This window comes from Saccharopolyspora mangrovi, from assembly GCF_035320975.1.
Lineage (GTDB): Bacteria > Actinomycetota > Actinomycetes > Mycobacteriales > Pseudonocardiaceae > Saccharopolyspora > Saccharopolyspora mangrovi.
In genome coordinates this window covers 79,597-102,723 of sequence record NZ_JAWLNX010000011.1, presented here as the reverse complement: position 1 = coordinate 102,723, position 23,127 = coordinate 79,597, and the positions used below count along the sequence as shown (strand labels likewise).

The 23,127-nt window shown below is 70.7% G+C and carries 19 protein-coding genes; 10 read left to right on the top strand and 9 right to left on the bottom strand.

The window, feature by feature from the left end:
- Positions 1-49: 49 nt before the first annotated feature.
- Positions 50-1,915 carry a DNA helicase RecQ gene (gene recQ / locus R4I43_RS17325; protein ID WP_324266665.1) on the bottom strand — a complete coding sequence of 622 codons (1,866 nt, stop codon included), beginning with the start codon at positions 1,913-1,915 and terminating at the stop codon, positions 50-52.
- A 196-nt stretch (positions 1,916-2,111) separates the two neighbouring features.
- On the opposite strand from recQ, the gene R4I43_RS17320 reads away from it, so the two are divergent.
- The 4 genes from R4I43_RS17320 (at position 2,112) to R4I43_RS17305 (ending at position 6,025) form a co-directional block, all read left to right on the top strand.
- On the top strand, positions 2,112-3,215 hold the full coding sequence (locus R4I43_RS17320) for an LLM class flavin-dependent oxidoreductase (protein ID WP_324266664.1): 1,104 nt from the start codon (positions 2,112-2,114) through the stop codon (positions 3,213-3,215).
- Positions 3,212-3,787, top strand: a complete 576-nt coding sequence (locus R4I43_RS17315; protein ID WP_324266663.1) for an FMN reductase — start codon at positions 3,212-3,214, stop codon at positions 3,785-3,787. Before R4I43_RS17320 ends, R4I43_RS17315 begins: the two co-directional genes overlap by 4 nt.
- A 118-nt stretch (positions 3,788-3,905) precedes the next feature.
- Positions 3,906-5,285 carry a glutamine synthetase family protein gene (locus R4I43_RS17310; RefSeq protein ID WP_324266662.1) on the top strand — a complete coding sequence of 460 codons (1,380 nt, stop codon included), beginning with the start codon at positions 3,906-3,908 and terminating at the stop codon, positions 5,283-5,285.
- A 62-nt stretch (positions 5,286-5,347) separates the two neighbouring features.
- Positions 5,348-6,025: a GNAT family N-acetyltransferase gene (locus R4I43_RS17305; protein ID WP_324266661.1), complete on the top strand. Its 678-nt coding sequence runs from the start codon at positions 5,348-5,350 to the stop codon at positions 6,023-6,025.
- 7 nt (positions 6,026-6,032) lie between these two features.
- Here the strand turns inward: R4I43_RS17305 and R4I43_RS17300 are convergent, their stop codons facing one another.
- Positions 6,033-7,379, bottom strand: coding sequence for a DUF2252 domain-containing protein (locus R4I43_RS17300; RefSeq protein WP_324266660.1), 1,347 nt, complete (start codon positions 7,377-7,379; stop codon positions 6,033-6,035).
- A 305-nt stretch (positions 7,380-7,684) separates the two neighbouring features.
- Between R4I43_RS17300 and R4I43_RS17295 the strand changes: the two genes are divergently transcribed.
- From R4I43_RS17295 to R4I43_RS17280, 4 genes are all read left to right on the top strand, one after another.
- Entirely contained in the window at positions 7,685-8,866 is a 1,182-nt protein-coding gene (locus tag R4I43_RS17295; RefSeq protein ID WP_324266659.1) for a TetR/AcrR family transcriptional regulator, read from the top strand.
- A gap of 187 nt (positions 8,867-9,053) precedes the next feature.
- Positions 9,054-10,694, top strand: a complete 1,641-nt coding sequence (locus R4I43_RS17290; protein ID WP_324266658.1) for an acyl-CoA carboxylase subunit beta — start codon at positions 9,054-9,056, stop codon at positions 10,692-10,694.
- A gap of 23 nt (positions 10,695-10,717) precedes the next feature.
- Positions 10,718-10,957 carry an acyl-CoA carboxylase subunit epsilon gene (locus R4I43_RS17285; protein ID WP_324266657.1) on the top strand — a complete coding sequence of 80 codons (240 nt, stop codon included), beginning with the start codon at positions 10,718-10,720 and terminating at the stop codon, positions 10,955-10,957.
- A 68-nt stretch (positions 10,958-11,025) separates the two neighbouring features.
- Positions 11,026-12,789 (top strand): acetyl/propionyl/methylcrotonyl-CoA carboxylase subunit alpha, encoded by a 1,764-nt coding sequence (locus tag R4I43_RS17280; protein ID WP_324266763.1) that lies wholly within the window; start codon positions 11,026-11,028, stop codon positions 12,787-12,789.
- 293 nt (positions 12,790-13,082) lie between these two features.
- Here the strand turns inward: R4I43_RS17280 and R4I43_RS17275 are convergent, their stop codons facing one another.
- From R4I43_RS17275 to R4I43_RS17255, 5 genes are all read right to left on the bottom strand, one after another.
- Positions 13,083-13,886 (bottom strand): class I SAM-dependent methyltransferase, encoded by an 804-nt coding sequence (locus tag R4I43_RS17275; RefSeq protein WP_324266656.1) that lies wholly within the window; start codon positions 13,884-13,886, stop codon positions 13,083-13,085.
- Entirely contained in the window at positions 13,883-15,637 is a 1,755-nt protein-coding gene (locus R4I43_RS17270; protein ID WP_324266655.1) for a choline/carnitine O-acyltransferase, read from the bottom strand. The genes R4I43_RS17275 and R4I43_RS17270 overlap by 4 nt, the downstream gene beginning before the upstream one ends.
- Positions 15,638-15,850: 213 nt before the next feature.
- Entirely contained in the window at positions 15,851-16,696 is an 846-nt protein-coding gene (locus tag R4I43_RS17265) for a HalD/BesD family halogenase (protein WP_324266654.1), read from the bottom strand.
- Positions 16,693-18,549, bottom strand: a complete 1,857-nt coding sequence (locus tag R4I43_RS17260) for a CocE/NonD family hydrolase (RefSeq protein ID WP_324266653.1) — start codon at positions 18,547-18,549, stop codon at positions 16,693-16,695. The genes R4I43_RS17265 and R4I43_RS17260 overlap by 4 nt, the downstream gene beginning before the upstream one ends.
- Positions 18,550-18,607: 58 nt before the next feature.
- Positions 18,608-19,252, bottom strand: a complete 645-nt coding sequence (locus R4I43_RS17255) for a FadR/GntR family transcriptional regulator (RefSeq protein ID WP_324266652.1) — start codon at positions 19,250-19,252, stop codon at positions 18,608-18,610.
- A 203-nt stretch (positions 19,253-19,455) separates the two neighbouring features.
- On the opposite strand from R4I43_RS17255, the gene R4I43_RS17250 reads away from it, so the two are divergent.
- Positions 19,456-20,472, top strand: a complete 1,017-nt coding sequence (locus tag R4I43_RS17250) for an MBL fold metallo-hydrolase (RefSeq protein ID WP_324266651.1) — start codon at positions 19,456-19,458, stop codon at positions 20,470-20,472.
- Between the two features lie 225 nt (positions 20,473-20,697).
- Positions 20,698-20,976, top strand: coding sequence for a DUF3040 domain-containing protein (locus R4I43_RS17245; protein ID WP_324266650.1), 279 nt, complete (start codon positions 20,698-20,700; stop codon positions 20,974-20,976).
- A gap of 16 nt (positions 20,977-20,992) precedes the next feature.
- Here R4I43_RS17245 and R4I43_RS17240 read toward each other — a convergent pair whose 3' ends face one another.
- Complete coding sequence (locus tag R4I43_RS17240; protein ID WP_324266649.1) at positions 20,993-21,193, bottom strand: DUF2795 domain-containing protein; 201 nt, start codon at positions 21,191-21,193, stop codon at positions 20,993-20,995.
- Between the two features lie 59 nt (positions 21,194-21,252).
- Complete coding sequence (locus R4I43_RS17235; protein ID WP_324266648.1) at positions 21,253-23,073, bottom strand: transketolase; 1,821 nt, start codon at positions 23,071-23,073, stop codon at positions 21,253-21,255.
- Between the last annotated feature and the right edge of the window lie 54 nt (positions 23,074-23,127).

The following is a 23,127-nucleotide window of genomic DNA, read 5'->3' as shown; positions in this document are numbered from 1 at the left end:
TCCCTCGAGACCGCTTGCCCGGCGGAGTGTAAAGCCCGGCCGGACTCGATCACTCCTCCGGCGCCGCCAACGCGTCGAGCACGCCCTGCCCGTATCGGTTGAGCTTGCCCTCGCCGACGCCGCTGACCGTGGCCAGCTCATCCAGCGTGGACGGCTGCACGGTGGCGATCTGCCGCAACGTCGAGTCGTGGAAGATGATGAACGGCGCCTTGCCCTCCTCGCGGGCCACCTCCATCCGCCAGGCGCGCAGCTTCTGGAACACCGGCTCCACCTCCGGCGGCATGTCCTGCGGTGCCCGCTTGTAGTCGCGGGCCTTGGCCTTCGCGGCCGGGGTCTTCTTCGGTTCGGTGCGCAGCGGCACCTGCCGCGGATCTTCCCGGCGCAGCACCTCGGAGCTGGAGTCGGTGAGCACCAGCGTGCCGTAGTCGCCTTCGACCGCCAGCAGGCCCTGCGCCAGCAGCTGGCGGATCACGCCGCGCCACTCGTTGTCGCTGAGGTCGGCGCCGACGCCGAAGACGCTGAGCTCGTCGTGCCGGAACTGCTCGACCTTCTGCGTCTTCTTGCCGCGGAGGATGTCGATGATCTGACCGGCGCCGAACTTCTGGTTGCGCTCGCGCTGCAACCGCACCACGGTCGACAGCAGCTTCTGCGCGGCGACCGTGCCGTCCCAGGACTCCGGCGGGTTCATGCAGGTGTCGCAGTTGCCGCACTTCTCCGAGGTCTGCTGGCCGAAGTAGTCGAGCAGCCGCGCGCGGCGGCACTGCACCGTCTCGCACAGCGCGAGCATCGAGTCCAGGTGCCTGCTCTGCGTGCGCCGGTGCGCCTCGTCGCCCTCGGAGTTGTCGATGAGCTTGCGCTGCTGCACGACGTCCTGCAGCCCGTAGGCCATCCACGCCGTGGAGGGCAGTCCGTCCCGGCCGGCGCGGCCGGTCTCCTGGTAGTAGCCCTCGATGGACTTCGGCAGGTCCAGGTGCGCCACGAAGCGCACGTCGGGCTTGTCGATGCCCATGCCGAAGGCGATGGTGGCGACCATGACCAGCCCGTCCTCGCGCAGGAACCGGGACTGGTGCTTGGCGCGCACCTCCTTGTCGAGGCCCGCGTGGTAGGGCAGCGCGGTCACGCCGTTGGCGGTGAGGAACTCGGCGGTGCGCTCCACCTCGGCGCGGGAGAGCCGGTAGACGATGCCGGACTCGCCCAGGTGCTCGGTCTGCAGCAGCTGCAGCAGCTGCCTGCGGGCGTCGGTCTTGGGCGCGATCCGGTACTGGATGTTGGGCCGGTCGAAGTCGGAGACGAAGTGCCGAGCCTCGGTCAGCTGCAGCCGGGTGGCGATCTCCTGCCGGGTGGCCGGGGTGGCGGTCGCGGTCAGCGCGATGCGCGGCACCTCCGGCCAGCGCTCGTGCAGCACCGACAGCGCGAGGTAGTCGGGCCGGAAGTCGTGGCCCCACTGGGCGACGCAGTGCGCCTCGTCGATGGCGAACACGCCGACTTCACCGCGCGCGAGCAGCTCCAGGGTCGAGTCCAGCCGCAACCGCTCGGGAGCGAGGTAGAGCAGGTCGAGCTCACCGCTGAGGAAGGCGTCCTCGGTCTCGCGGCGCTGCTGGTAGCTCTGCGTGGAGTTGAGGAAGCCCGCGCGCACGCCCAGCGCGCCCATCGCGTCGACCTGGTCCTGCATCAGGGCGATCAGCGGCGAGACGACGACGCCGACACCGGACCGCACCAGGGCTGGGATCTGGTAGCACAGCGATTTGCCGCCGCCGGTCGGCATCAGCACCAGTGCGTCGCCACCTGCGACGACGTGCTCGATGATCTCCTGCTGCGTGCCCCGGAAGGAGTCGTAGCCGAAGACCCGCTGCAGGACCTGGAGGGGTTCGGTGTTCTGGTCAGTCGCGGTTTCGGGAGACGCCACGGCGGGCATCTTACGCAGCGTGCCGGACATCTCCGGGTGCGCACACGCCCCCGTGAGTCGGCAGGAGCGGCACCCTGGAACGTGACCTGCGTCGCCTCGGGGACTGCCGCGGTTCCGCAGGAATACTTCGTAAGGAAGACTCGTTCAGGCAAGTAGTTGAAGCTCGTACAAAATGAGGCGGGCTCGGACTCACCAGGGAGTTCACATGCAGTTCGGGATCTTCTCGGTCAGCGACGTGACGACTGACCCGACCAACGGCCGGACCCCGACCGAGGCCGAGCGCATTCAGGCGATGGTCCGAATCGCGCTCAAGGCCGAAGAGGTCGGACTCGACGTCTTCGCCACCGGCGAGCACCACAACCCGCCGTTCGTGGCCTCCTCGCCGACGACGATGCTCGGCTACATCGCCGCCCAGACCAAGAACCTCATCCTGTCCACCTCCACCACGCTGATCACCACGAACGACCCGGTGAAGATCGCCGAGGACTTCGCGATGCTGCAGCACCTGGCGGGTGGCCGCGTCGACGTGATGATGGGTCGCGGCAACACCGGCCCGGTCTACCCGTGGTTCGGGCAGGACATCCGCCAGGGCATCCCGCTGGCGATCGAGAACTACGCGCTGCTGCGCCGGTTGTGGCGGGAGGACGTGGTCGACTGGGAGGGCAAGTTCCGCACTCCGCTGCAGTCGTTCACCGCCACCCCGCGCCCGCTCGACGGCGTGGCGCCGTTCGTGTGGCACGGCTCGATCCGCTCGCCCGAGATCGCCGAGCAGGCCGCCTACTACGGCGACGGGTTCTTCCACAACAACATCTTCTGGCCGGCCGAGCACACCAAGCGCATGGTGCGGCTCTACCGGCAGCGCTACGAGCACTACGGCCACGGCAAGGCCGACCAGGCCATCGTCGGACTCGGCGGCCAGGTGTTCATGCGCAAGAACTCCCAGGACGCCGTCCGCGAGTTCCGGCCCTACTTCGACAACGCCCCGGTCTACGGAGGCGGACCCTCGCTGGAGGACTTCAGCCAGGCCACCCCGCTGACCGTCGGCAGCCCGCAGCAGGTCATCGACCGCACGCTGAGCTTCCGCGAGAACGTCGGCGACTACCAGCGCCAGCTGTTCCTGATGGACCACGCCGGTCTGCCGCTCAAGACCGTGCTGGAGCAGCTGGACATCCTCGGCGAAGAGGTCGTGCCGGTGCTGCGCGAGGAGTTCGCCAAGCTCAAGCCCGCGCACGTGCCGGAAGCCCCCACCCACCAGTCCCTGCTCGCCGCCAAGCAGCAGGAGGAGCAGAAGCAGGAGGTCGCGCGATGAGCGAGCGCGAGATCGTGGTGGTCTCGGCCGGGCTGAGCAACCCGTCCTCGACGCGGATGCTGGCCGACCGCCTGGCCACGGTCACCGCCCGCGCCACCCCGGTCCAGGTCCGGGTCGTGGAGCTGCGGGAGCACGCCAAGGACATCGCCAACAACTTCGTCACCGGCTTCCCCAGCCCCGAGCTGGAGGAGGTCCTGGAGGCGGTGCGCTCCGCCGACGGGCTGATCGCGATCACCCCCATCTTCCAGGCGTCCTACAGCGGGCTGTTCAAGTCCTTCTTCGACGTGCTCGACAAGGACGCGCTCGCGGGCAAGCCGGTGGTCATCGGCGCGACCGGGGGTTCGGCCCGGCACTCGCTGGCGCTGGAGCACGCGATGCGGCCGATGTTCGCCTACCTGCACGCCGTCGTCGCGCCGACCTCGGTCTACGCTGCATCGGAGGACTGGGCGACCGGCGGCGACAGCACCCTGGCCGATCGCGTCGAACGCGCTGCGGGCGAGCTGGCCGCGCTCGTCGAACAACGCCCGGCAGCCCAGGCCCCCGACCCGTTCGACGAGCCCGTCCCTTTCTAACAACTCCTGCCCCCCCAGCCAAACTGCCCCCCCCCCCGCCACACGGCCGAGCGGAGGGTGGGTGCATTTCGCATCGAAATGCACCCACCCTCCGCGCTGTTGCGACTACCGTGGGTGCATGAGCGGCGATCGGATTCCGGCCCGGGAACCTGCCGAACTGGTGCCCGCCTCGGCGCGGTTGCGGGCCGAGGGCGTGGAGCTGGTGGAACTGTCCTTCGTGGACAACGCGGGCATCGTGCGGGTCAAGACGGCCCCGCTGGACCGGTTGTCCGAGCTCGCCCGCTACGGCCTCGGCGCCTCACCGTGCTTCGAGACCTTCACCTTCGACGACATGATGCTGCGCGGCACCCACCTCGGCGGACCGGACGGCGACCTGCGGCTGATCCCCGACATCTCCCGGCTGACGCACCTGGCGGCCATGCCCGGGTGGGCGTGGGCCCCGGCGGACAAGTTCACCCAGGACGGGCCGCGCTTCGTCGGCTGCCAGCGCGCCTTCGCAGCCCGCCAGGTCGAGGCCGCCGCCTCGATGGACCTGTCGGTGTCGGCCGCCTTCGAGCACGAGTGGACCCTGGCCGAACCGGGGGTCGAGGAGTTCGTGCCCGCCATCAGCGGCTCCGGCTACGGTCAGGTCCGGCTGGAATCGCTCGCCGACTTCGGCCTCGCGCTGGTCCGGACGATGCGCGAGCAGGGCCTGGACGTGCTGCAGTTCCACCCCGAGTACGCCCTGGGGCAGGCCGAGCTGTCGGTGGCGGCGAAGGATCCCGTGGGTGCCGCCGACGACGCGGTGCTCGCCCGGCACACCATCCGCGCGGTCACCCGCCGCCACGGCTGGCGCGCCAGCTTCGCCCCCTGCCTGGTCCCGGAGGGCGCCGGATCGGGCGCGCACCTGCACCTGTCGGTGCACGACGAGAACGGCAACCTGCTCGCCGGTGGTCCCGGGCGCCACGGACTGCAAGCCGCTGGCGAGGCGTTCCTGGCCGGTGTGCTGCGCGAACTCCCCGCGCTGGTGGCCATCGGCGCCGGCAACCCGGCCAGCTTCCTGCGACTGGGCCCCTCCCGCTGGGCCGGCATCTGGCAGGTGTGGGGACGCGAGGCCCGCGAAGCGGCGCTGCGCTTGATCACTGGCACCGAGGGAACCCAGTCCTGGGCCGCCAACGCCGAGGTCAAGTGCTTCGACGCCACCGCCAACCCCTACCTGGCGGTCGGCGCGGTGATCGCCGCCGGGCTCGCCGGAGTGCGCGAGGAGCTCACCCTCCCCGACGAGATCACCGGCGACCCCGCGCTGCTGACCGAGTCCGCTCGCGCCGAAGCCGGCATCGAACGCCTCCCCGCCGGACCGGCGGAGGCCGCCGACGCCCTGGCCTCGTCCGAGGTGCTGGCCGAAGCGCTGGAGCCCGAACTGCACGACGCCATCGTCACCGTCCGCAGGGGAGAGGCCGAGCGCTTCGCCGATGCCACCCCCGACGAGCTGGCCGCGGCCACCCGCTGGACCTGGTAGGGAACAACTCCGCGTCGCCAGCGGTTGTTGCCCAGTGCAACGACCGAGCATGGGGGAGAACCGTGTCCGACCAGCTGCGGAACCCGGTGTGGCACGCGCTCAACGGCGCCCACGCCCACTTCGCCGAGCGCTCCGGCGACGCCGTGCGCTACGAGCCCGCGATCTCGCCCTTCCTGGGACTGCCCACCGAACCCGACGCCGCGGCCTGGGCGGACGCCGCGAAGCTGGTGGGACCGGGCGGGTTCGTGGTCATCACCGGACCGCCGCGCAGCGCGCCGGACGGTTGGGAGAGCGTCGAGGACCTGCCGGGAGTGCAGCTGGTCGACGACGGCGTGACCGGAGCCCCGGAACCGGAGGCGGTGCGGTTGACCGCCGCCGACGTACCGGAGATGCGCGAGCTGGTCGAGCGGACCAAGCCCGGGCCGTTCGAAGACCGCACCATCGAACTCGGCACGTACCTGGGGATCCGCCGCGGCGGCGAGCTGATCGCGATGGTCGGCGAGCGGATGCGGCTGCAGGGCTGGACCGAGATCAGCGCGGTGTGCACCCACCCGGACCACCGCGGCCGGGGACTGGCGTCGCGGCTGGTCCGGGCACTGGTCGCCGACATCCGGGCGCGCGGCGAGCAGCCGTTCCTGCACGCGGTCGCGACCAACACCGGCGCCATCGGGCTCTACGAGCGGATGGGCTTCCGGATCCACCACCGACCGGTGTTCCAAGCCCTGCGCGCGCTGGCCTGAGCGGGTCTCACCCCTCCGTCGCGGTGACCCCGCCGATCTCGCCGTTGCGGAAGGCGTCGACGAACAACCGGTAGTCATCGCGCACGACGTCGGCGTAGCCCAGCGCGAACTCGACGAGCCAGTCGACGAACTCCTTCTCCCGGTCGCCGACGACGGTGAGGATCGCCTCCTCGGTCTGGAAGTTCACCAGCTGCGTGTCCGACTGCGCGTCCGACACGCAGTGGATCTTCGCGATCGCCCGGCCGAGGTAGTCCAGCACCGGGATGATGTCGCTCGGCTCGGTCAGGTCACCCCACTCCAGGTCCGACTCGTAGGGCGAGAGCTCGTCGACGAGGTAGCCGACGCCGCCGATCTCGGTGTAGCCCAGCATCGGGTCGGCGTGCGCCTGCAGCGCCCGCTGCGACAGGGCGGTCCGGTGCCCGTGGTGCTTGAAGTGGTTGCGGATGCGCTCGTCGGTGACCACCCGCGACGGAGCTGCGACGTTGCCCTGCTTCATCGACAGCACGATGTCGTTCTCCAGGGCCTCGGTCGGACCCTCGATCAGGACGTTGTAGGCGGGGAGCCCGGCGCTGCCGATCCCGAAACCGCTGGAACCGACGATGTCCTTGATCGTGTAGGCGACCTCCCGCATCCGGTTCTCCTGCGGGATCGTCTCCAGGTAGCGCGCGAAGGCCTCCTCGACCCGGCCGCGCTCGGCGTCGTCGAGCTGGCGGATGTTGGAGCCGCGCCGCATCCGCCGGTCGTAGCCCTCCGCCTCGGTGAGCCGGTTGAGCAGCTCGGTGCGGCTGCGCAGCCGGGTCTGCTGCAGCAGGTCGTGGATCGTGCCGTCGGTGGTCGACAGCCGCAGCGAGTACTCCGAGTCGCGGTCCTCCGAGACGAACGCGCCCACCTGGTCCAGGTAGGAGGTGGCGGCGTGGCGGACGAACGCGACGATGTCGGCGTCCGGCAGCGCCTTGCTCCAGGCCAGCAGCGCCAGGCTCGCGGCGAAGCGCTGCAGGTCCCAGGTGAAGTGCCCGAGGTAGGCCTCGTCGAAGTCGTTGACGTCGAAGACCAGCACGCCGGAGGCGTTCATGTAGGTGCCGAAGTTCTGCGCGTGCAGGTCGCCCTGGATCCACACCCTGCTGGTGCGCTCGTCGGCCCACGGGTCCGGCAGCCGGTTGACGTCGGCGTAGAACAGGCACGCGGTGCCCCGGTAGAACGCGAACGGGTCGGCGGCCATCTTGCGGAACTTGGTGCGGAACGCCGCCGGGTCGCGTTCCATGAGGTCGGAGAAGGCGTCGACGAGGATGTCGGCGATCCATCCGCGGCGGGCGCCGGTGTCGGCGACGTCGAGGCTTCGAGCGAGCTCGGACATGATTTCCGTCCACTGTGAACAGTAGTGACAACGAGGTGGTCGCAGCGTATCGGAGAGTTCCGGGGTTTTCGACGAAGACAAGCCGTCCACGTAGGACGAACCGGACCTCCGGTGCGATACCGGCCGCCGGTGACGGCGCACCAAGTATCAGCCGAGCCCCACCCCGCCGCAACGAGGGCGAGAACCGCAGGAATCGGCACGGCGAATACTGCGGTTCTCGGCCCGGAGGTGAGGTGAGGTTGTTCCGGTTCGGGTGGCGAAATAGCCTCTGGCGGATACTGCGCAGGGAGTGAGCGGAGGTGGTGATGGCCGAGGTGGGGAGTCCGCCCGCGCGCAACACGCGGCCCCGGAACCGGCGAGCGATGATCACCGCCGCGGCGGCTGATCTGTTCTACCGCGACGGGTTCGACCAGGTCGGCATGAGCGACATCGCCGAGGCCGTCGGCGTCGGCTCCTCGGCCCTGTACCGGCACTTCGCGGGCAAGCAGCAGCTGCTGACCCACGTGGTGCTCGACGAGCTGCACCCGTTCGTCGAGATCACCGCCGAGGCCGGGGACGTGGACGAGGTGGTGGCCCGGCTGGCCGCCGCCGCGCTCGACCACCGCCAGCTCGGCGTGCTCTGGCAGCGGGAGTCCCGGCGCCTCCCCGAGGAGCGCCGCGACGTGCTGCGCGGCGAGCTGCGCGAGGTCGCCCGCGGGCTGACCGGGCTCGCCCGCGCGTTCCGGCCCGAACTCGCCGACGCCGACGCGCGGTTCCGCGCGTGGTGCATGTTCAGCGTGCTGACCAGCCCGTCGTACCACCAGGTGCAGCTGTCGCGACGCGAGTTCGAGCAGCTGCTGGCCGACATGGTCGTGATCATCGGCAACCGCCCGCCGCAGGAGCTCGCACCTCGGCCGGAAGCCCACCCCGAGCAGCTGGAGCGCTTCGCCGGCCGGGCGTCGCGCCGCCGGTTGCTGCTGGCCGCGGCCACCCGGCTGTTCGCCGACGCCGGCTACGGCAAGGTCACCACCGAGGACGTCGGCGCGGCGGCCGGCATCGCCGGGCCCAGCCTCTACAACTACTTCGCCAGCAAGCAGGAGCTGCTCAGCGCGGTGATCACCCGCGGCAACGCCTGGCTGGAGGTGGAGCTGGAGCGCACCCTGGCCACCAAGACCGACCCGGCCGAGGCGCTGCGGGCGCTGCTGCGCTCCTACATCCGCTTCGCCTTCGACCACGGCGGGTTCATCGACATCCTGGTCAGCGAGGTCGGCCACCTGCCCGAGGCCGAGCGCCACCGCGCGCGCCAGACCCAGCACTCCTACGTCGCCGAGTGGGTCGGGCTGCTGTGCGAAGCGCGCCCCGAGCTGGATCCGGTGCGCTCCCGGATCCTGGTGCAGGCGGCGCTGACCGCGGCCAACGACATGGCGCGCACCGGCCCGATCCGCGACGCAAGGGCGGTGCTGCGGCTGGGCTCGGCGCTGATGTTGGAGACCCCCGTCGAGGGCTGAACCTCAGCGCTACCGGCCGTTCACTTAGGTGCGGAAAAGCCAGGAGACACCACCTCGGCAAGGTGATCCGGTCTAGGCGCCGGTCACTTGTGGGTTTGACTCGATCACCTCTGGAGATTTAATCTCCGGCGAGACCAGATCCGCGCGGATACTGGAACCGAGCAGGTAACGAGGACAGGTTGGTTGCATGAGCAGCGCGACGGAGCCGGTCGGTCAGCCGCCGGTTGACGTGCCGGACATCCACACGACCGCGGGCAAGCTGGCGGATCTGTACCGGCGGAACGACGAGGCGGTGCACGCCGGCTCGGCGCGCGCGGTGGCCAAGCAGCACGAGAAGGGCAAGAAGACCGCCCGCGAACGCATCGACATGCTGCTGGACGAGGGCTCGTTCGTCGAGCTCGACGAGCACGCGCGGCACCGCTCCACCAATTTCGGGATGGATGAGAACCGCCCTTACGGCGACGGCGTGGTGACCGGCTACGGCACCGTCGACGGCCGCAAGGTGTGCGTGTTCTCCCAGGACTTCACCGTCTTCGGCGGATCGCTGGGCGAGGTCTTCGGCGAGAAGATCGTCAAGGTCATGGACCTGGCGCTCAAGACCGGCTGCCCGCTGATCGGCATCAACGACTCCGGCGGCGCCCGCATCCAGGAGGGCGTCGCGGCGCTGGGCCTCTACGCCGAGATCTTCAAGCGCAACACCCACGCCTCCGGTGTCATCCCGCAGATCTCGCTGATCATGGGCCCGTGCGCGGGCGGCGCGGTGTACTCGCCGGCGATCACCGACTTCACGGTGATGGTCGACAAGACCTCGCACATGTTCATCACCGGCCCGGACGTCATCAAGACCGTCACCGGCGAGGACGTCACCTTCGAGGAGCTCGGCGGCGCGCACACCCACAACTCGCGCTCGGGCAACGCGCACTACCTCGCCTCCGACGAGGACGACGCGATCGGCTACGTCAAGGAACTGCTGTCGTTCCTGCCGAGCAACAACCTCTCCGAAGCCCCGGTCTTCGAAGGTGCCGACACCGGCAGCGGGGCGATCGCCGACGCGATCACCGACGCCGACCGCGAGCTCGACGCGCTGGTCCCGGACTCGCCGAACCAGCCCTACGACATGCACAAGGTCATCCAGACCGTGGTCGACGACGAGGAGTTCCTGGAGGTCTCCTCGCTTTTCGCGCCGAACATCATCACCGGCTACGGGCGCGTCGAGGGCCAGCCGGTGGGCATCGTGGCCAACCAGCCCACGCAGTTCGCCGGAACCCTGGACATCGGTGCCAGCGAGAAGGCCGCCCGGTTCGTGCGCACCTGCGACGCCTTCAACATCCCGGTGCTGACCTTCGTCGACGTCCCGGGCTTCCTGCCCGGCACCGACCAGGAGTGGAACGGCATCATCCGGCGCGGCGCCAAGCTGCTCTACGCCTACGCCGAGGCCACCGTCCCGCTGGTCACCGTGATCACCCGCAAGGCCTACGGCGGCGCCTACGACGTGATGGGGTCCAAGCACCTCGGCGCCGACATCAACCTGGCCTGGCCGACCGCCCAGATCGCGGTCATGGGTGCGCAGGGCGCGGCCAACATCCTCTACCGGCGCCAGCTGGCCGACGCCGCCGCCAACGGGGAGGACGTGGAGGCGCTGCGCGCGCAGCTGCAGCAGGAGTACGAGGACACCCTCTGCAACCCCTACACCGCCGCCGAGCGCGGGTACGTCGACTCGGTCATCCCGCCGTCGTTCACCCGCGGCTACGTGGCCCGGTCGCTGCGCATGCTGCGCGACAAGCGCGCCAGCCTGCCCGCCAAGAAGCACGGCAACATCCCGCTGTGATCGGCGAGTCGAGGAGCGATCCGATGAGCGAGCAGAACCCGCAACGGCCGGTGCTGCGCATCGTGCGCGGCGATCCCGACGACGTCGAGATCGCCGCCGTGACCGCCGCGCTGGCCGGCGCGGCCGCCGCCCAGGTCCCCGAGGACGGGCCCGAGCCCATGTCGCTGTGGGGTGACCCGGTCGCGGCCGTGCGCCACCCGGCGGGCCGCCGCCCGCTGCGACCCGGCCCGCACGCGTGGCGGGCCTCCGCTCTGCCGGGGTGACCCGTTGCCAGCCTTGACGTTTTCCGCCTGCTCCGGCGTCGCGCCGGGAATATGAGGAGTTGACCACTGTGGACGTGACGCCGATCAGCAAGGTCCTGATCGCCAACCGCGGTGAGATCGCGGTGCGGGTCATCCGCGCCTGCCAGGACGAGGGCATCGCCTCCGTCGCGGTCTACGCCGAGCCGGACGCCGACGCGCAGCACGTGCGGCTGGCCGACGAGGCCTTCGCGCTGGGCGGTGCCACGCCCGGCGAGTCCTACCTGAACATCGACAAGATCATCGACGTGGCCAAGCGCTCCGGTGCCGACGCGGTCCACCCGGGCTACGGGTTCCTGTCGGAGAACGCCGACTTCGCCCAGGCCGTGCTCGACGCCGGCCTGATCTGGATCGGCCCGTCGCCGCAGGCCATCCGCGACCTCGGCGACAAGGTCACCGCCCGGCACATCGCCACCCGCGCCGGGGCACCGCTGGTGCCCGGTACCAAGGACCCGGTCCCGGGTGCCGACGACGTCGTGGCCTTCGCCCAGGAGCACGGGCTGCCGGTGGCCATCAAGGCCGCCTTCGGCGGTGGCGGTCGCGGCCTGAAGGTCGCGCGCACCATCGAGGAGATCCCGGAGCTGTTCGCCTCCGCCGTCCGCGAGGCCGAGACCGCCTTCGGGCGCGGCGAGTGCTTCGTGGAGCGCTACCTGGACCGCCCGCGCCACGTCGAGGCGCAGGTGGTCGCCGACCAGCACGGCAACGTCGTCGTGGTGGGCACCCGCGACTGCTCGCTGCAGCGCCGCCACCAGAAGCTCGTCGAGGAAGCCCCGGCGCCGTTCCTAAGCGAGGAGCAGCACAGCCGGATCCACGAGGCGGCCCGGGCGATCTGCTCGGAGGCCGGTTACTACGGCGCGGGCACCGTGGAGTTCCTGGTCGGCCAGGACGGCACCATCTCGTTCCTGGAGGTCAACACCCGGCTGCAGGTCGAGCACCCGGTCTCCGAGGAGACCACCGGCATCGACCTGGTCCGCGAGCAGTTCCGCATCGCGGCGGGGGAGAAGCTGCACCTCGGCGCCGATCCGGAGCCGCGCGGCCACTCCATCGAGTTCCGCATCAACGGTGAGGACGCCGGCCGCAACTTCCTGCCCGCGCCCGGCACCGTGACGAAGTTCGTCGCCCCGCAGGGCCCGGGCGTGCGCGTCGACGCGGGCGTGGAGACCGGCAGCGTCATCGGCGGGCAGTTCGACTCGCTGCTGGCCAAGGTCATCGTCACCGGCGCCGACCGGCAGCAGGCGCTGCAGCGCGCCCGCCGCGTGCTCGACGAGATGCAGGTCGAGGGCATGGCCACGGTCCTGCCGTTCCACCGCGCGATCGTGCGCGACCCGGCGTTCGTGGGCACCGACGGGTTCACCGTGCACACCCGCTGGATCGAGACCGAGTTCGACAACACCATCGAGCCCCACACCGGTGGCGCCGAGCCCGCCGAGGAGGCCGAGGAACGGCAGACGATCCTCGTGGAGGTCGGCGGCCGTCGCCTGGAGGTCTCGCTGCCGGCCGCGTTCGCGGCACCTTCGGCCGCGCCGGCCGGCAAGGCCAAACCGCGCAAGCGCGCCGCGGGCAAGTCGGGCGCTGCGGCCTCGGGTGACGCCGTGGCCGCGCCGATGCAGGGCACCATCGTCAAGGTCGCGGTCGAGGACGGTCAGGAGGTCGCCGAGGGCGACCAGATCGCCGTCCTGGAGGCGATGAAGATGGAGAACCCGGTCATCGCCCACAAGTCGGGCACGGTCACCGGCCTCAACGCCAAGCCCGGCGACTCGGTCACCCAGGGCACCACCATCTGCGAGATCAAGTAACCCGCAATGGCGTCGTCGGCCCCGGGAAACCACCCCGGGGTCGACAACGCGTTCCCCCCTTTCGAATTTCGCGCGAAGTTCGACCGCGAACCTCAGGATTCGAACTTCGCGCGAAATTCGACCCCCGGAGTTCCCCCTCGAATTTCGCGCGAAATTCGAATCCGCCCACGCACCCGGGCGTGTCCGCGCAGGTCAGAGGGCTACGCCGGGCTCGCCTTTCGAACTTCGCGCGAAATTCGAAAGGCGGCGGTGCGGACGGGGGATCGCGGGGAGGGTGACCCAGGGGTTCGTGATCAGGTGATGGCGAGGGGCGATCGGCTGTTGCTCGGACGGGTGAGGTAGCAGTGGGCGTGGTACCAGCCTGCTGCTTCGAGGCCTTCGGGATCGAGGCCTCGGCGTTCGACGTCGTGGATCGCGGCCTGCTGCTCCGCCGCGTCGGCGAAGCGGCGTTGCGGGTAGGTGCCCGGTAATCGCTCGGTGACCAGGCCGTGGTCGGCCAGGAGTCCGGCGATGTCGGAGTAGTCGAACACCCGCAGCACGAAGATCGTCAGCCACAGCTCCTCCGGCCGGTCGATCACGCCGAGGAGCCGTTCGAAGGTGGGACGGCCGACGTAGCCGACACCGCCGGTGGAGATGATCAAGCCGGTGTTGGCGACCCCTTTGGCGAGATCGGGGGAGGGGTCGGTGGTTTCGAGGTCCTCGGCCCACCCGTCGGACAGCAGTCCTGCTTCGCGGCCGTAGGCGATCGCCGGCTCCGACACGTCCAAGCCGACGACGTCGAGCTCGCCGGCCAGCTCCTCCCGGTCGGCCGCGGCGAGTTCGGCGCCCGACCACCGCGCCACCGCCGGATCGGTGTAGCGGTCGAGGACTTCGCGCGGGTCCCGGGGGGACTTCAGCAGGGCCGAGTTGATGCCGTAGGAGCAGCAGACGTCCAGGACGCGCCCGGGGCGCGCCGCCCCGATCACCTCGCGGAAGATCGGGGTGGCGCGCTGCGGGATCTGGTACTCGAACCGCTTCAGCGTCGAGACGTACGCCCTCGGGTCCGGCTGGGCGTAGATGTCGCTGAAGTCGGCCTTGTGCTGATCGGTCCGGCTCATGACACCAGTTCGGTGAGCTCGCCGATCGCGCGCGACAGCTGCTCGGCGAAGGCCGTCATCTGCTCACCGACCGTGCGCGGCGTGCTCAGGTGCACGTTGAAGCTCTGCGGCAGCAGCACGTAGGCCACCCCGATGCAGTGCTCGCTGGTGGCGCCGAACCCGAAGTACTGGATGTTGACCGATGGCGCCGCGCTGGTGCTCAGGTAGTCGTCGCGCATCGTCCGCCACCCCGGCGAGGAGTACAGCGCGGGGGAGAACTCCTGGCCGCGCCGGGCGGCGATGAGCTGCAGCTCCCACAGGTGCTGTTCCGGCGCATCCCCGGCCTGGCACTCCTTCGCGCGCGTCACGTGCGCGTCCGCGGCCCGGCGGAACGCCTGCTCGCGGTCGGCGCGCGAGACGTCCGGGGCCTCCATCGCAGCCACGAAGTTGAGGATCTCCGGCGTCACGACGCGCATCGCCTCGGTGCGCCCGTGGTGGAAGTGCCGGGTCGCGATCGACTCGTAGGTCGCGCCGGTGAATCCCTTCGAGCGCCGGTGCGCCAGCTGGAAGGCCATCTGCACGAACGCGTCCGGCGACACCCCGAGCGCCTTGGCCCGCTCGGAGCCGAAGTCGTCGAAGCGCACGGTCCGGGTCGCGGTCGCCTCGGCGTAGGCCAAGTAGTCCTTGGCGGCGGCCTCGATCTCGCCGGAGAGTGCCGGTGGCAGGTGGAATTCCAGCGCGCTCGGTTCTGGAACGCCCTGCGCGGCGGCGCCGGAGGACTGCGAGTGCGACTCGGCGGTGCCCTCCACCAGCGAATCGACGAACTCGACGATCGTGGTCCCGTCGAGCAGGCAGTGCTCGCCGTTGATGCCCGCCGACCCGTCCGGGAACACGATCAGCGTGACGCCCTTGTCGAACCAGCGGTCGGTCGGGTCACCGGCCAGCAGCTGCTTGCACTTGCCGTCGATGTCGGCGGGCAGCTCGTGCTCCAGGGCCAGGCAGAACAACGCGGTCTCGATCACGTCCACCGAGGCGGTGTTGTCGACCAGCAGCGCTTCCCGGTTCGCCGCCCAGCGGACCCGGTCGTGGCTGGTCAGCGCGCCCACGCCCGGGCCTCGGGTGGTGGTGGCGGTGATCTGCCGCAGCGCCTCGGCGAGCTCGTCGAGGGTGTGCGGGACACCGTCGGGACCGATCACGTCGAGGCGGAAGGCGTTGCCGCGGAAGAACACCACGATGTGCCGCGCCTGGCTGGGACCCGGCTGCTCGGGCGTGTTGGGCGCCCGCACCCCGTCCCGCTCGGCGCGCGGGATGCGGGTGGTGGAGAACAGGTAGCGGTGCTGCTGCATCGACAGCGGCTGGCCGCGCCGCGTCGTCGGCGGCACCGTCTCGGCGTCCAGCGCCAGCTTGTGGTCCACCGACGCCGCGATCAGCCGGACCGCGCGCGAGATCTGGTCGTCGTCGGTGTCGTTGAACAGGAAGAAGAAGTTCGCGTTGAGCGCGATGCGGTCGCGGCGGCCCAGGTAGCGGTCCCGCCAGAACTCGTCCAGCCAGCTGTGCACGTCGTCCTGCCCGGCGTAGGCCGTCAGCGAGGCGTGCAACTCCTCGGCCGCATCGGAGTCGAGGAACTCCGCCAGGGCCTGCCGGGTGGTGGCCAGCTCGTCGTCGGTCAGCAGCGGTGCGCACCACTGCAGGAACCGGGCTCCGCTGTCTTCGAGCGTGGGCAGCGGGACCCGGGGGAGCGAGTCCTCGTTGCCGAAAGTGCTGGTGCGCAAAGAAACCTCGATCGTCTCTGTGTCGTTCAGGTGTGCGGCGGTGGTCGCTGTTCCAGGTGTGGGACTCAGCTGGCGCGGTCGCGGGTTCTGAGCGGCTTCGCGGCGAGCACGCCGGGACGCCGTGCATGGGACATCAGGAGCGGCGCGCGGAGTCCGCGGAGCCGCTCAGGTTCCGCTACCCGCACCGCTGAGCAAGCCCACCCCTCCCGGTTGTCAGTCGAGCAGGTCGTCGGTTCGGGCGGTGGTTCCGTGGGCTGCGGTGACCCGGCCGAACAGCTGGCGGGTGCGTTCCGCGGTTCCCACCACCCCTGGACGATCACTGTAGGCGAAGATCGCCGAGTGCCGGGCCACTTCGCCTTCCACGGCGCTGACCCGGTGCAGCGAGTACCGGCCGTGGAACAGCTGCAGATCACCCGGCCGCAGCGGCAGCTTCCGCACCAGGTGCCCGCCGTCGCCGCTGATCACCGCGCCGACGTCGGCGAAGTTCTCCGACTCCGCCGAGCGGATGTGCGGGCAGTATTCGAAAACGCCGCCGCCGTGCGGCTGCTGGGTGAGCATGCTGACCGCGAACTCGTTGGTGTCGAAGTGCCACGGGTGCTCTTTGCCGGGGTTGACGATGTTCACCACGAGACCCGCCAGGGGGTCGTCGAGGGGGTGGATCTGCGGCAGTTCCAGGCAGTCGGCGAGGAAGTGCTGGAACAGCTCGTCGGTGTAGAGCCGGTGGATCAGGTGTTCGGCGGGGATGTCCTCGCGAGCGACGAAGGCGTTGCCGCGCAACGTCGTTCGCTTGCCCGGGTGCCAGTCGGGCAGGTCGGCGTCCGGCGAGGTGTTGTAGACGTTGACCGTCTGCTCCTCGTAGTAGGCGCGGTCGGCGACGCCCGCGCACTCCGCCCGCAACGCCTCGCGGTGCTCGGCGGCCACGAAGTCCCGCAGCACGCTGCACCCCGACTCGCGCAGGTCCGCGCGCACCTGCTCCACGGCTCTGACCCAGCCGGGCCCGCCGGGGTCGGCGAGCGGGTAGCGATCGGTGTCGACGATGTCGGTCACCGCAGCGTTCATCGGACTCCTTCCGAGGCGGGAATCACGGGCAACGTGATCTCCGAAGGATGCTCCGGAGAGCTGTGGATGGCAACGGGCGACAGCGCAGCTGGCAGGTCCCGCACGGTGGGCAGCAGGTGCGGCACGTCGAAGGCCTGCACGGAGATCCGCAGCTTGTGCCCGGGCGGGATGACCGCGCCGGTCGGGAACACCTCGACGTCGACCGGTTCGACCGCACCGGGTTGCATAGTGCGCTGCGCTTCGGCGGTGAACGGGTGGAACGGCTGGATGAGCTTGCCGTCGAGGTAGCGCGAGCGGGACTCGTCGAGGGCGCGGTGCGAGAGCACCTGCCAGCCGCCGGTGAGCCGGTTGACCGCGCCGTCGGGGGCGACGGAGGACACCGACACCGACAGCATCCCGTTGCCGGTCGGGGTGGAGGTCTGGAGGTGGGCGTTGATCGGCCCGCGCATCCGCACCGCCTCGGTCATCGGCTCGGTCTCGAACACCGCGCCGGACAGGTCGTTCCAGCGGTTGTCGTGGCAGAGCTGGGCGATGCCCACGGCGTTGGGCATCCCGGCGGTCCACTGGTTGGTCGAGCGGGTGCACAGCCCCGACACCGGCAGCGGGGCGATGTTGCTCTGACCGGGCTGCGGTTCGGAGTCCACGAGCTTGCCGGGCAGTCCCGGCAGCGAGGTGCCGGACAGCTGGAAGCTGCGGGCGCGCTGCTCACCGATCCACTGATCGGCCTCGTGCCACTGCCCGGAGCCGATCTCGTGGTAGGTCAGCGGCGGGATGTCGGAGTCCAGCGCGGGGTCGGCATCGCCGCGCACGTAGTGGTCGAACCAGCGCAGCTGGAGCTCCTGCAGCGTGCCGTGACCGGCTTCGGCGACGCTGTCACCGCTGCCCTGCAGGTGGTCCCACGGCCCGAAGATCATCTTCACCGGGACGCCGCGCTGCCGCAGGCTGTCGAACACCATCGGCGTGCCGCGCTGGAACAGGTCGTACTCGCCTCCCACCAGGAACGTCGGCACGTCGACGCGGTCGAGCACGCTCGCCGACGAGCGCTCGGCGTAGAACGGCCCGTCGAAGGCGGCCTTGAGGCCGAGCGTGGCCTCCAGCAGCGTCGGCGCGGTGAAGCTCGTCGCCCCCTGGACCCGGTCGAGGTACATCTGCAGCGCGTTGTCGGGTTCGGCCGGGCCGTAAGCCGGTGGGATCAAACCGGTTCCGGTGACCAGACCCATCCACAGTGGAATGAACCCGACGTCCAGCGCGCCGCCGGAGGCGACGACGTCGCGGTAGGTGTCCATCGCGGGCACCTGCGGGAAGATCGCCTTGAGGCCCGGCGGCCGGTTCCCCGCGGCGAACAGCTGGCTGATGCCCATGTAGGAAGCGCCGTGCATGCCGACCGAACCGTTGCTCCACGGGCGTTCCGGCGACGCGGCCCAGTTCACGATCTCACCGGCGTCGGCGTTCTCCCGAGCGCTGAACGCCTGCCAGTCGCCACCGGAGGAGCCCGTGCCGCGCGCGTCGATCGAGACGTGCACGTAGCCGCGCTTGACGAAGTACTCCGGATCGCCACCGATCGCGGCGGCCCCCGGACCGCTGATGATCGTCTTGTTGTAGGCGATGATGGTGACCAGCACCGGGAACCGGCCGTCGGCGGCCTCGCCCTCGGCGTCAGCGGGGCGCCGGACGTCGGCGCGCAGCACGGTCCCGTCGGACATCGGCACCGCGACGTCGGTTTCGGTCACCGCCCCCGGGTAGGTCTCGCCGCGCGCGGTCCAACCGGGCGTGGCCGGGGCGGCGTCGGCGGTGGTCAGACCGGCGGCACCGGTCAGCAGCGCGAGGAGCAGGACCAGCAACGAGCGACGCATCCAGACCTCCCGAGTTGTCCGGGAGATCAACGACCGGCCACCGGGGAGGTTACGCCGATCACGCCTGGTCGTGCTGAAAGTGCAGGTGAGCGGCCATGAATCGGCGCGCCGCCACCGGGTCGCCGTCCTCGATGGCGGCCAGCAGCCGCTCGTGGCGGGCGACCGCGTCCCGGTCGGTCTCGGCGGGCAACCCGGACAGCAGGCGGGTGAACGGTTCGAACAGCAGCGGGACGAACGCGTTGCCGGTGGCGTGCACGATCGCCTCGTGGAAGGCGACGTGCGCGCCGGCGCGCGCCTCGGGGGAGTCGGCCTGGCGCATCTCGCGCAGGTGCTGGTGCAGCCGCTGCAGGTCCGCCTCGGTGCGCTTGAGGGCGGCGAGTTCGGCCACACCGGCCTCCAGCACCTGCCGGGCCTCGTGGATCCCGGCGACGACCTCGGGATCGGCGCCGAAGGAGGTGGCGGCTCGGACCATCGGGTGCAGCGAGGTCCACTCGACCGGCGGGTTGACGTAGGTGCCGCGCCCGCGCTCGATGCGCACGACGTTCTGCACCCGCAGCGCCTTGATCGCCTCGCGCACCGTCAACCGGCTCATCGAGAACAGCTCGGCGAGCTCGGGTTCGGACGGCAGCGCGCCGCCGGGAGGGTAGGTCCCGTCGATGACGGACCCCAGGAGCTGTTCGGCCAGCTCTTCCGGCAACGACACGCGGTCTCCGCCCGTCCTCGGTCCTCGCCGCGAGAACCCGGTGGTTCCCGCGGCAACAAGGTCAGATCCGGCCACCTGGTCATCTACAGTGGACGGACGGTGGTCCGGATCCCGGGAGTCTACTGCACGAGTGAGCGCGACCACACACCAACCGGTTGGTATGTGTGGTAGAGCTGGTGGACCGGGTGTCTGGAGGTCTGACCATGAGTGATTCGCGGTACGAGTGGATGGAGCCGGGCGCGTTCGAGGTGGCCCCGGGCGTGCACCGCATCCCGCTCCCGCTGCCCAACGACGGGCTGCGCGCGGTCAACGTCTACGCCATCGCCGACGGCGACTCGTTGACGCTGGTCGACGGCGGTTGGGCGCTGGAGGAGTCCCGCGAGCAGCTGATCTCCGCGCTCGCCCAGATCGGCGCCGGGCCGGGCGACATCACCCGCTTCTTGGTGACCCACGCCCACCGCGACCACTACACCCAGGCGCTCACCCTGCGCCGCGAGTTCGGCTCGGAGGTGCTGCTCGGCGAGGGCGAGCAGGCCACCCTCGAGCGGCTGATGTCGCCGGATCACCGCTCGATGGACAGCCAGCTGGAGCTGCTGGCCGAGCACGGCGCCAAGCCCGTGCGCGACGTGCTGCTGAGCCTGCGCGACGACGCCCCGCGCAACCACATCTGGGAGAAGCCCGACACCTGGATCAACGCCTCCAGCGACCTCGGCCTGAGCGACCGGCCGATGCGCGCGCTGCCCACCCCGGGGCACACCCGCGGGCACCTGGTGTTCCTGGAGGAGCAGGCCGGGCTGATGTTCGCCGGTGACCACGTGCTGCCGCACATCACGCCGTCCATCGGCTTCGAGCAGGCGCCCACCGCCAGCCCGCTGCGCGACTACCTGGCCTCGTTGCGGCTGGTGCGCGGCCTCCCGGACATGCGGCTGCTGCCCGCGCACGGGCCGGTCACCGACAGCGTCCACGACCGGGTCGACGAGCTGCTGGCACACCACGACGCCCGACTGGTGGCCACCGCCGCCGTGGTGTCGGCCGGCGCGAGCACCGCCTACGAGGCGGCCCGGGCGCTGACCTGGACCCGCCGCGAACGCGCCTTCGACGACCTCGACGTGTTCAACCAGATGATGGCCGTGCTCGAAACCGCCGCGCACCTCGACGTCCTGGTGCTGCAGGAGGAGCTCGGCGCGCAGCGCGTCGAAGGCGTCGTGCACTACTCGTAGTGCACGAGAGGTGATCACCGGCCCCCTGCGCGGGTTGCGCAGGGCGGTCGTCGTCGACGGTCGGTAACCGAACGGAGGTCGTTCGGTGAACCGAAAATCACCCGACTGCAGCGTAGGGACGACGGGTGATCACGTGCGAGCCTGGATGAGCTCCACGGACCGCCTGCGGCAGTTGGGGAGCGAGTACCTCGTTGGGGTCAAAGGGGACGTCACTAGGAGCTCGTCATGTTGGGCAAGCACGAGCGGGACAGGCTCGCCGAGATCGAATCGGCGCTGGTGGCCGCAGACCCTGAGCTCGCGGAGAAGTTCGAGCGGTTCGAAGGCGAGCGCGGCTGGGGCCTGCTGCGCCGGGTGCTGGTGTGCACCGCGCTCACGCTGACCGCGATGCTGTCCTTGCTGTCGCTGGCGAGCGGCCTGGTGTGGACCTCGGCCGCGCTGGGCACGATCACCGCCGCCGGTGCCATCGCGGCCGGTTTCACCGCCCGCCAGCACAAGGACACCTGACCTCGGCTGCCGCCCGTCAGTCGTGCATCGGGTGCGGCAGCGCCTGCAGCACCGTGTCGGCTTCGACGTAGGTGCCCTCGGGCAGGTCGTCGAGCCGGTCCATCTGCTCGGGGCCCGCCCCGAGATCCTCGCACTGCTGCACGATCTCCCGCTTCGTCGCCGGGAACCGGACGTGGCACAGCACCTGCAGCATCTCCGCGCGATCCGCCAGAACCATGACTCCTCCGTTCAAGCACGTTCGACCTCCGTCTACCCCGGCCGACCGCGCGGAAACCCTCAGGACACCAGTTCGCGGGCCTTCTCGGCGATGGCGGTGGCGTCGATGCGCGCCTGGCCGAGCAGCTCGGCGGGCTTGCCCGATCCCGGCAGCTCGTGCACGGCGAGCTTGCGCACCGGCGTCGGCTGATCGGCCAGCGCGCTGAGCACGGCTTCGCCGAGCCCGCCCTCGGGCCAGTGGTCCTCGGCGGTGACCAGCCCCGCCGTCTCCCTCGCGGCGCGCCGCAGCGACTCGGAGTCGACGGGTTTGACGGAGTACAGGTCGATGACGCGAGCCTCGATCCCCTCGTGCGACAGCAGGTCTGCGGCCTTGCGCGCCTCGTGCAGGGTCACCCCGGCGCCGACCAGCGTCACGTCGGAGCCGTCGCGGACCACCTTCGAACCGCCGATCGGGAACTCCTCGTCGGGCGGGTAGATCACCGGCATCGCGCCCCGGCTGGTGCGCAGGTAGCTGATGCCCCGCAGGTCGGCCATCGCCGCGACCAGCTGCACCGTCTGGTTGGCGTCGCAAGGGTAGAGCACCGTGCTGCCGTGCACCGCGCGGAACGCCGCCAGGTCTTCCAGCGCCATCTGCGACGGACCGTCCTCGCCGATGGCCACCCCGGCGTGCGAGCCCATCAACCGCAGGTCCGCCCGGCTGATCGCGGCCATCCGGACGAAGTCGTAGGCGCGCGAGAGGAACGCGGCGAAGGTCGAGGCGAACGCGCACCAGCCGCGCACCTGCATGCCCACCGCCGCGGCGATCAGCTGCTGCTCGGCGATGTACATCTCAAAGTAGCGGTCCGGGTGCTGGTCCCGGAACAGCTCGGCGAAGGTCGAGTTCGACACCTCGCCGTCCATCGCCACCACGTCGCCGCGCCGGTCGCCCAGCGCCGCGATCGCCTGGCCGTAGGCCTTGCGGGTGGCCAGCTCGGTGCCCACCTCGAAGGCGGGCAGGCCGCTGCTGCCGGTGTCGAACACGTGCGGCTTGGCGTCGCCGTCGGGCGTGGCCGGTTTGACCCGCAGGTCGCGCAGCCCGCCGAGCTCGGCGATCGCCTCCTCGGCGTGCGCCAGCGGCTTGCCGTGGAAGCCCGGCTTGTCGGCGACCTCGGCGACGCCCTTGCCCTTCTGGGTGGCGGCCAGGATCGCCACCGGGCGACCACCACCGCTCTCGGCGTCGGCCAGCGCGGACTCGATCTCCTCCAGGTCGTGGCCGTCGATCTCGATGGTCCGCCAGCCGGCCGCCTGCGCGCGGGCGGCGTAGGAGGCCAGGTCCCAGCCGTGCATGGTCGGCCCGGTCTGGCCGAGCCGGTTGACGTCGACGATCGCGATCAGGTTGTCCAGCTGCTCGTGCCCGGCGTGCTCCAAGGCCTCCCACACCGAGCCCTCGGCCATCTCGCTGTCACCGCAGAGCACCCACACCCGGTAGGGCAGCCGGTCCAGCCGCTTGCCGGCCAGCGCCAGGCCCACCCCGATGGGCAGGCCCTGGCCGAGCGAGCCGGTCGCCACGTCCACCCAGGGCAGGACGGGCGTGGGGTGGCCTTCGAGCCTGCTGCCGAACTCGCGGAAGGTCAGCAGCTCGTCGTCCTCGACGGCGCCGACCGCTTTGAACGCGGAGTACTGCAGCGGCGAGGCGTGGCCCTTGGAGAAGATCAGGTGATCGTTGGCGGGGTTGTCCGGGTGATCGAAGTCCAGCCGCAGGTGCCCGTCGAGCAGCACGGCCATGAGGTCGGCCGCCGACATCGACGAGGTCGGATGACCGGAGCCGGCGGCGGTGCTGGCCCGCACCGAGTCCACCCGCAGCTGCTGCGCCAGTTCGGAGCGGAACGTTGCCTGGTCCATGCCCCGGAAGGTGCCCGGAGCACGACCCGGCGAAACAAGGCCCAGGTCACCCCG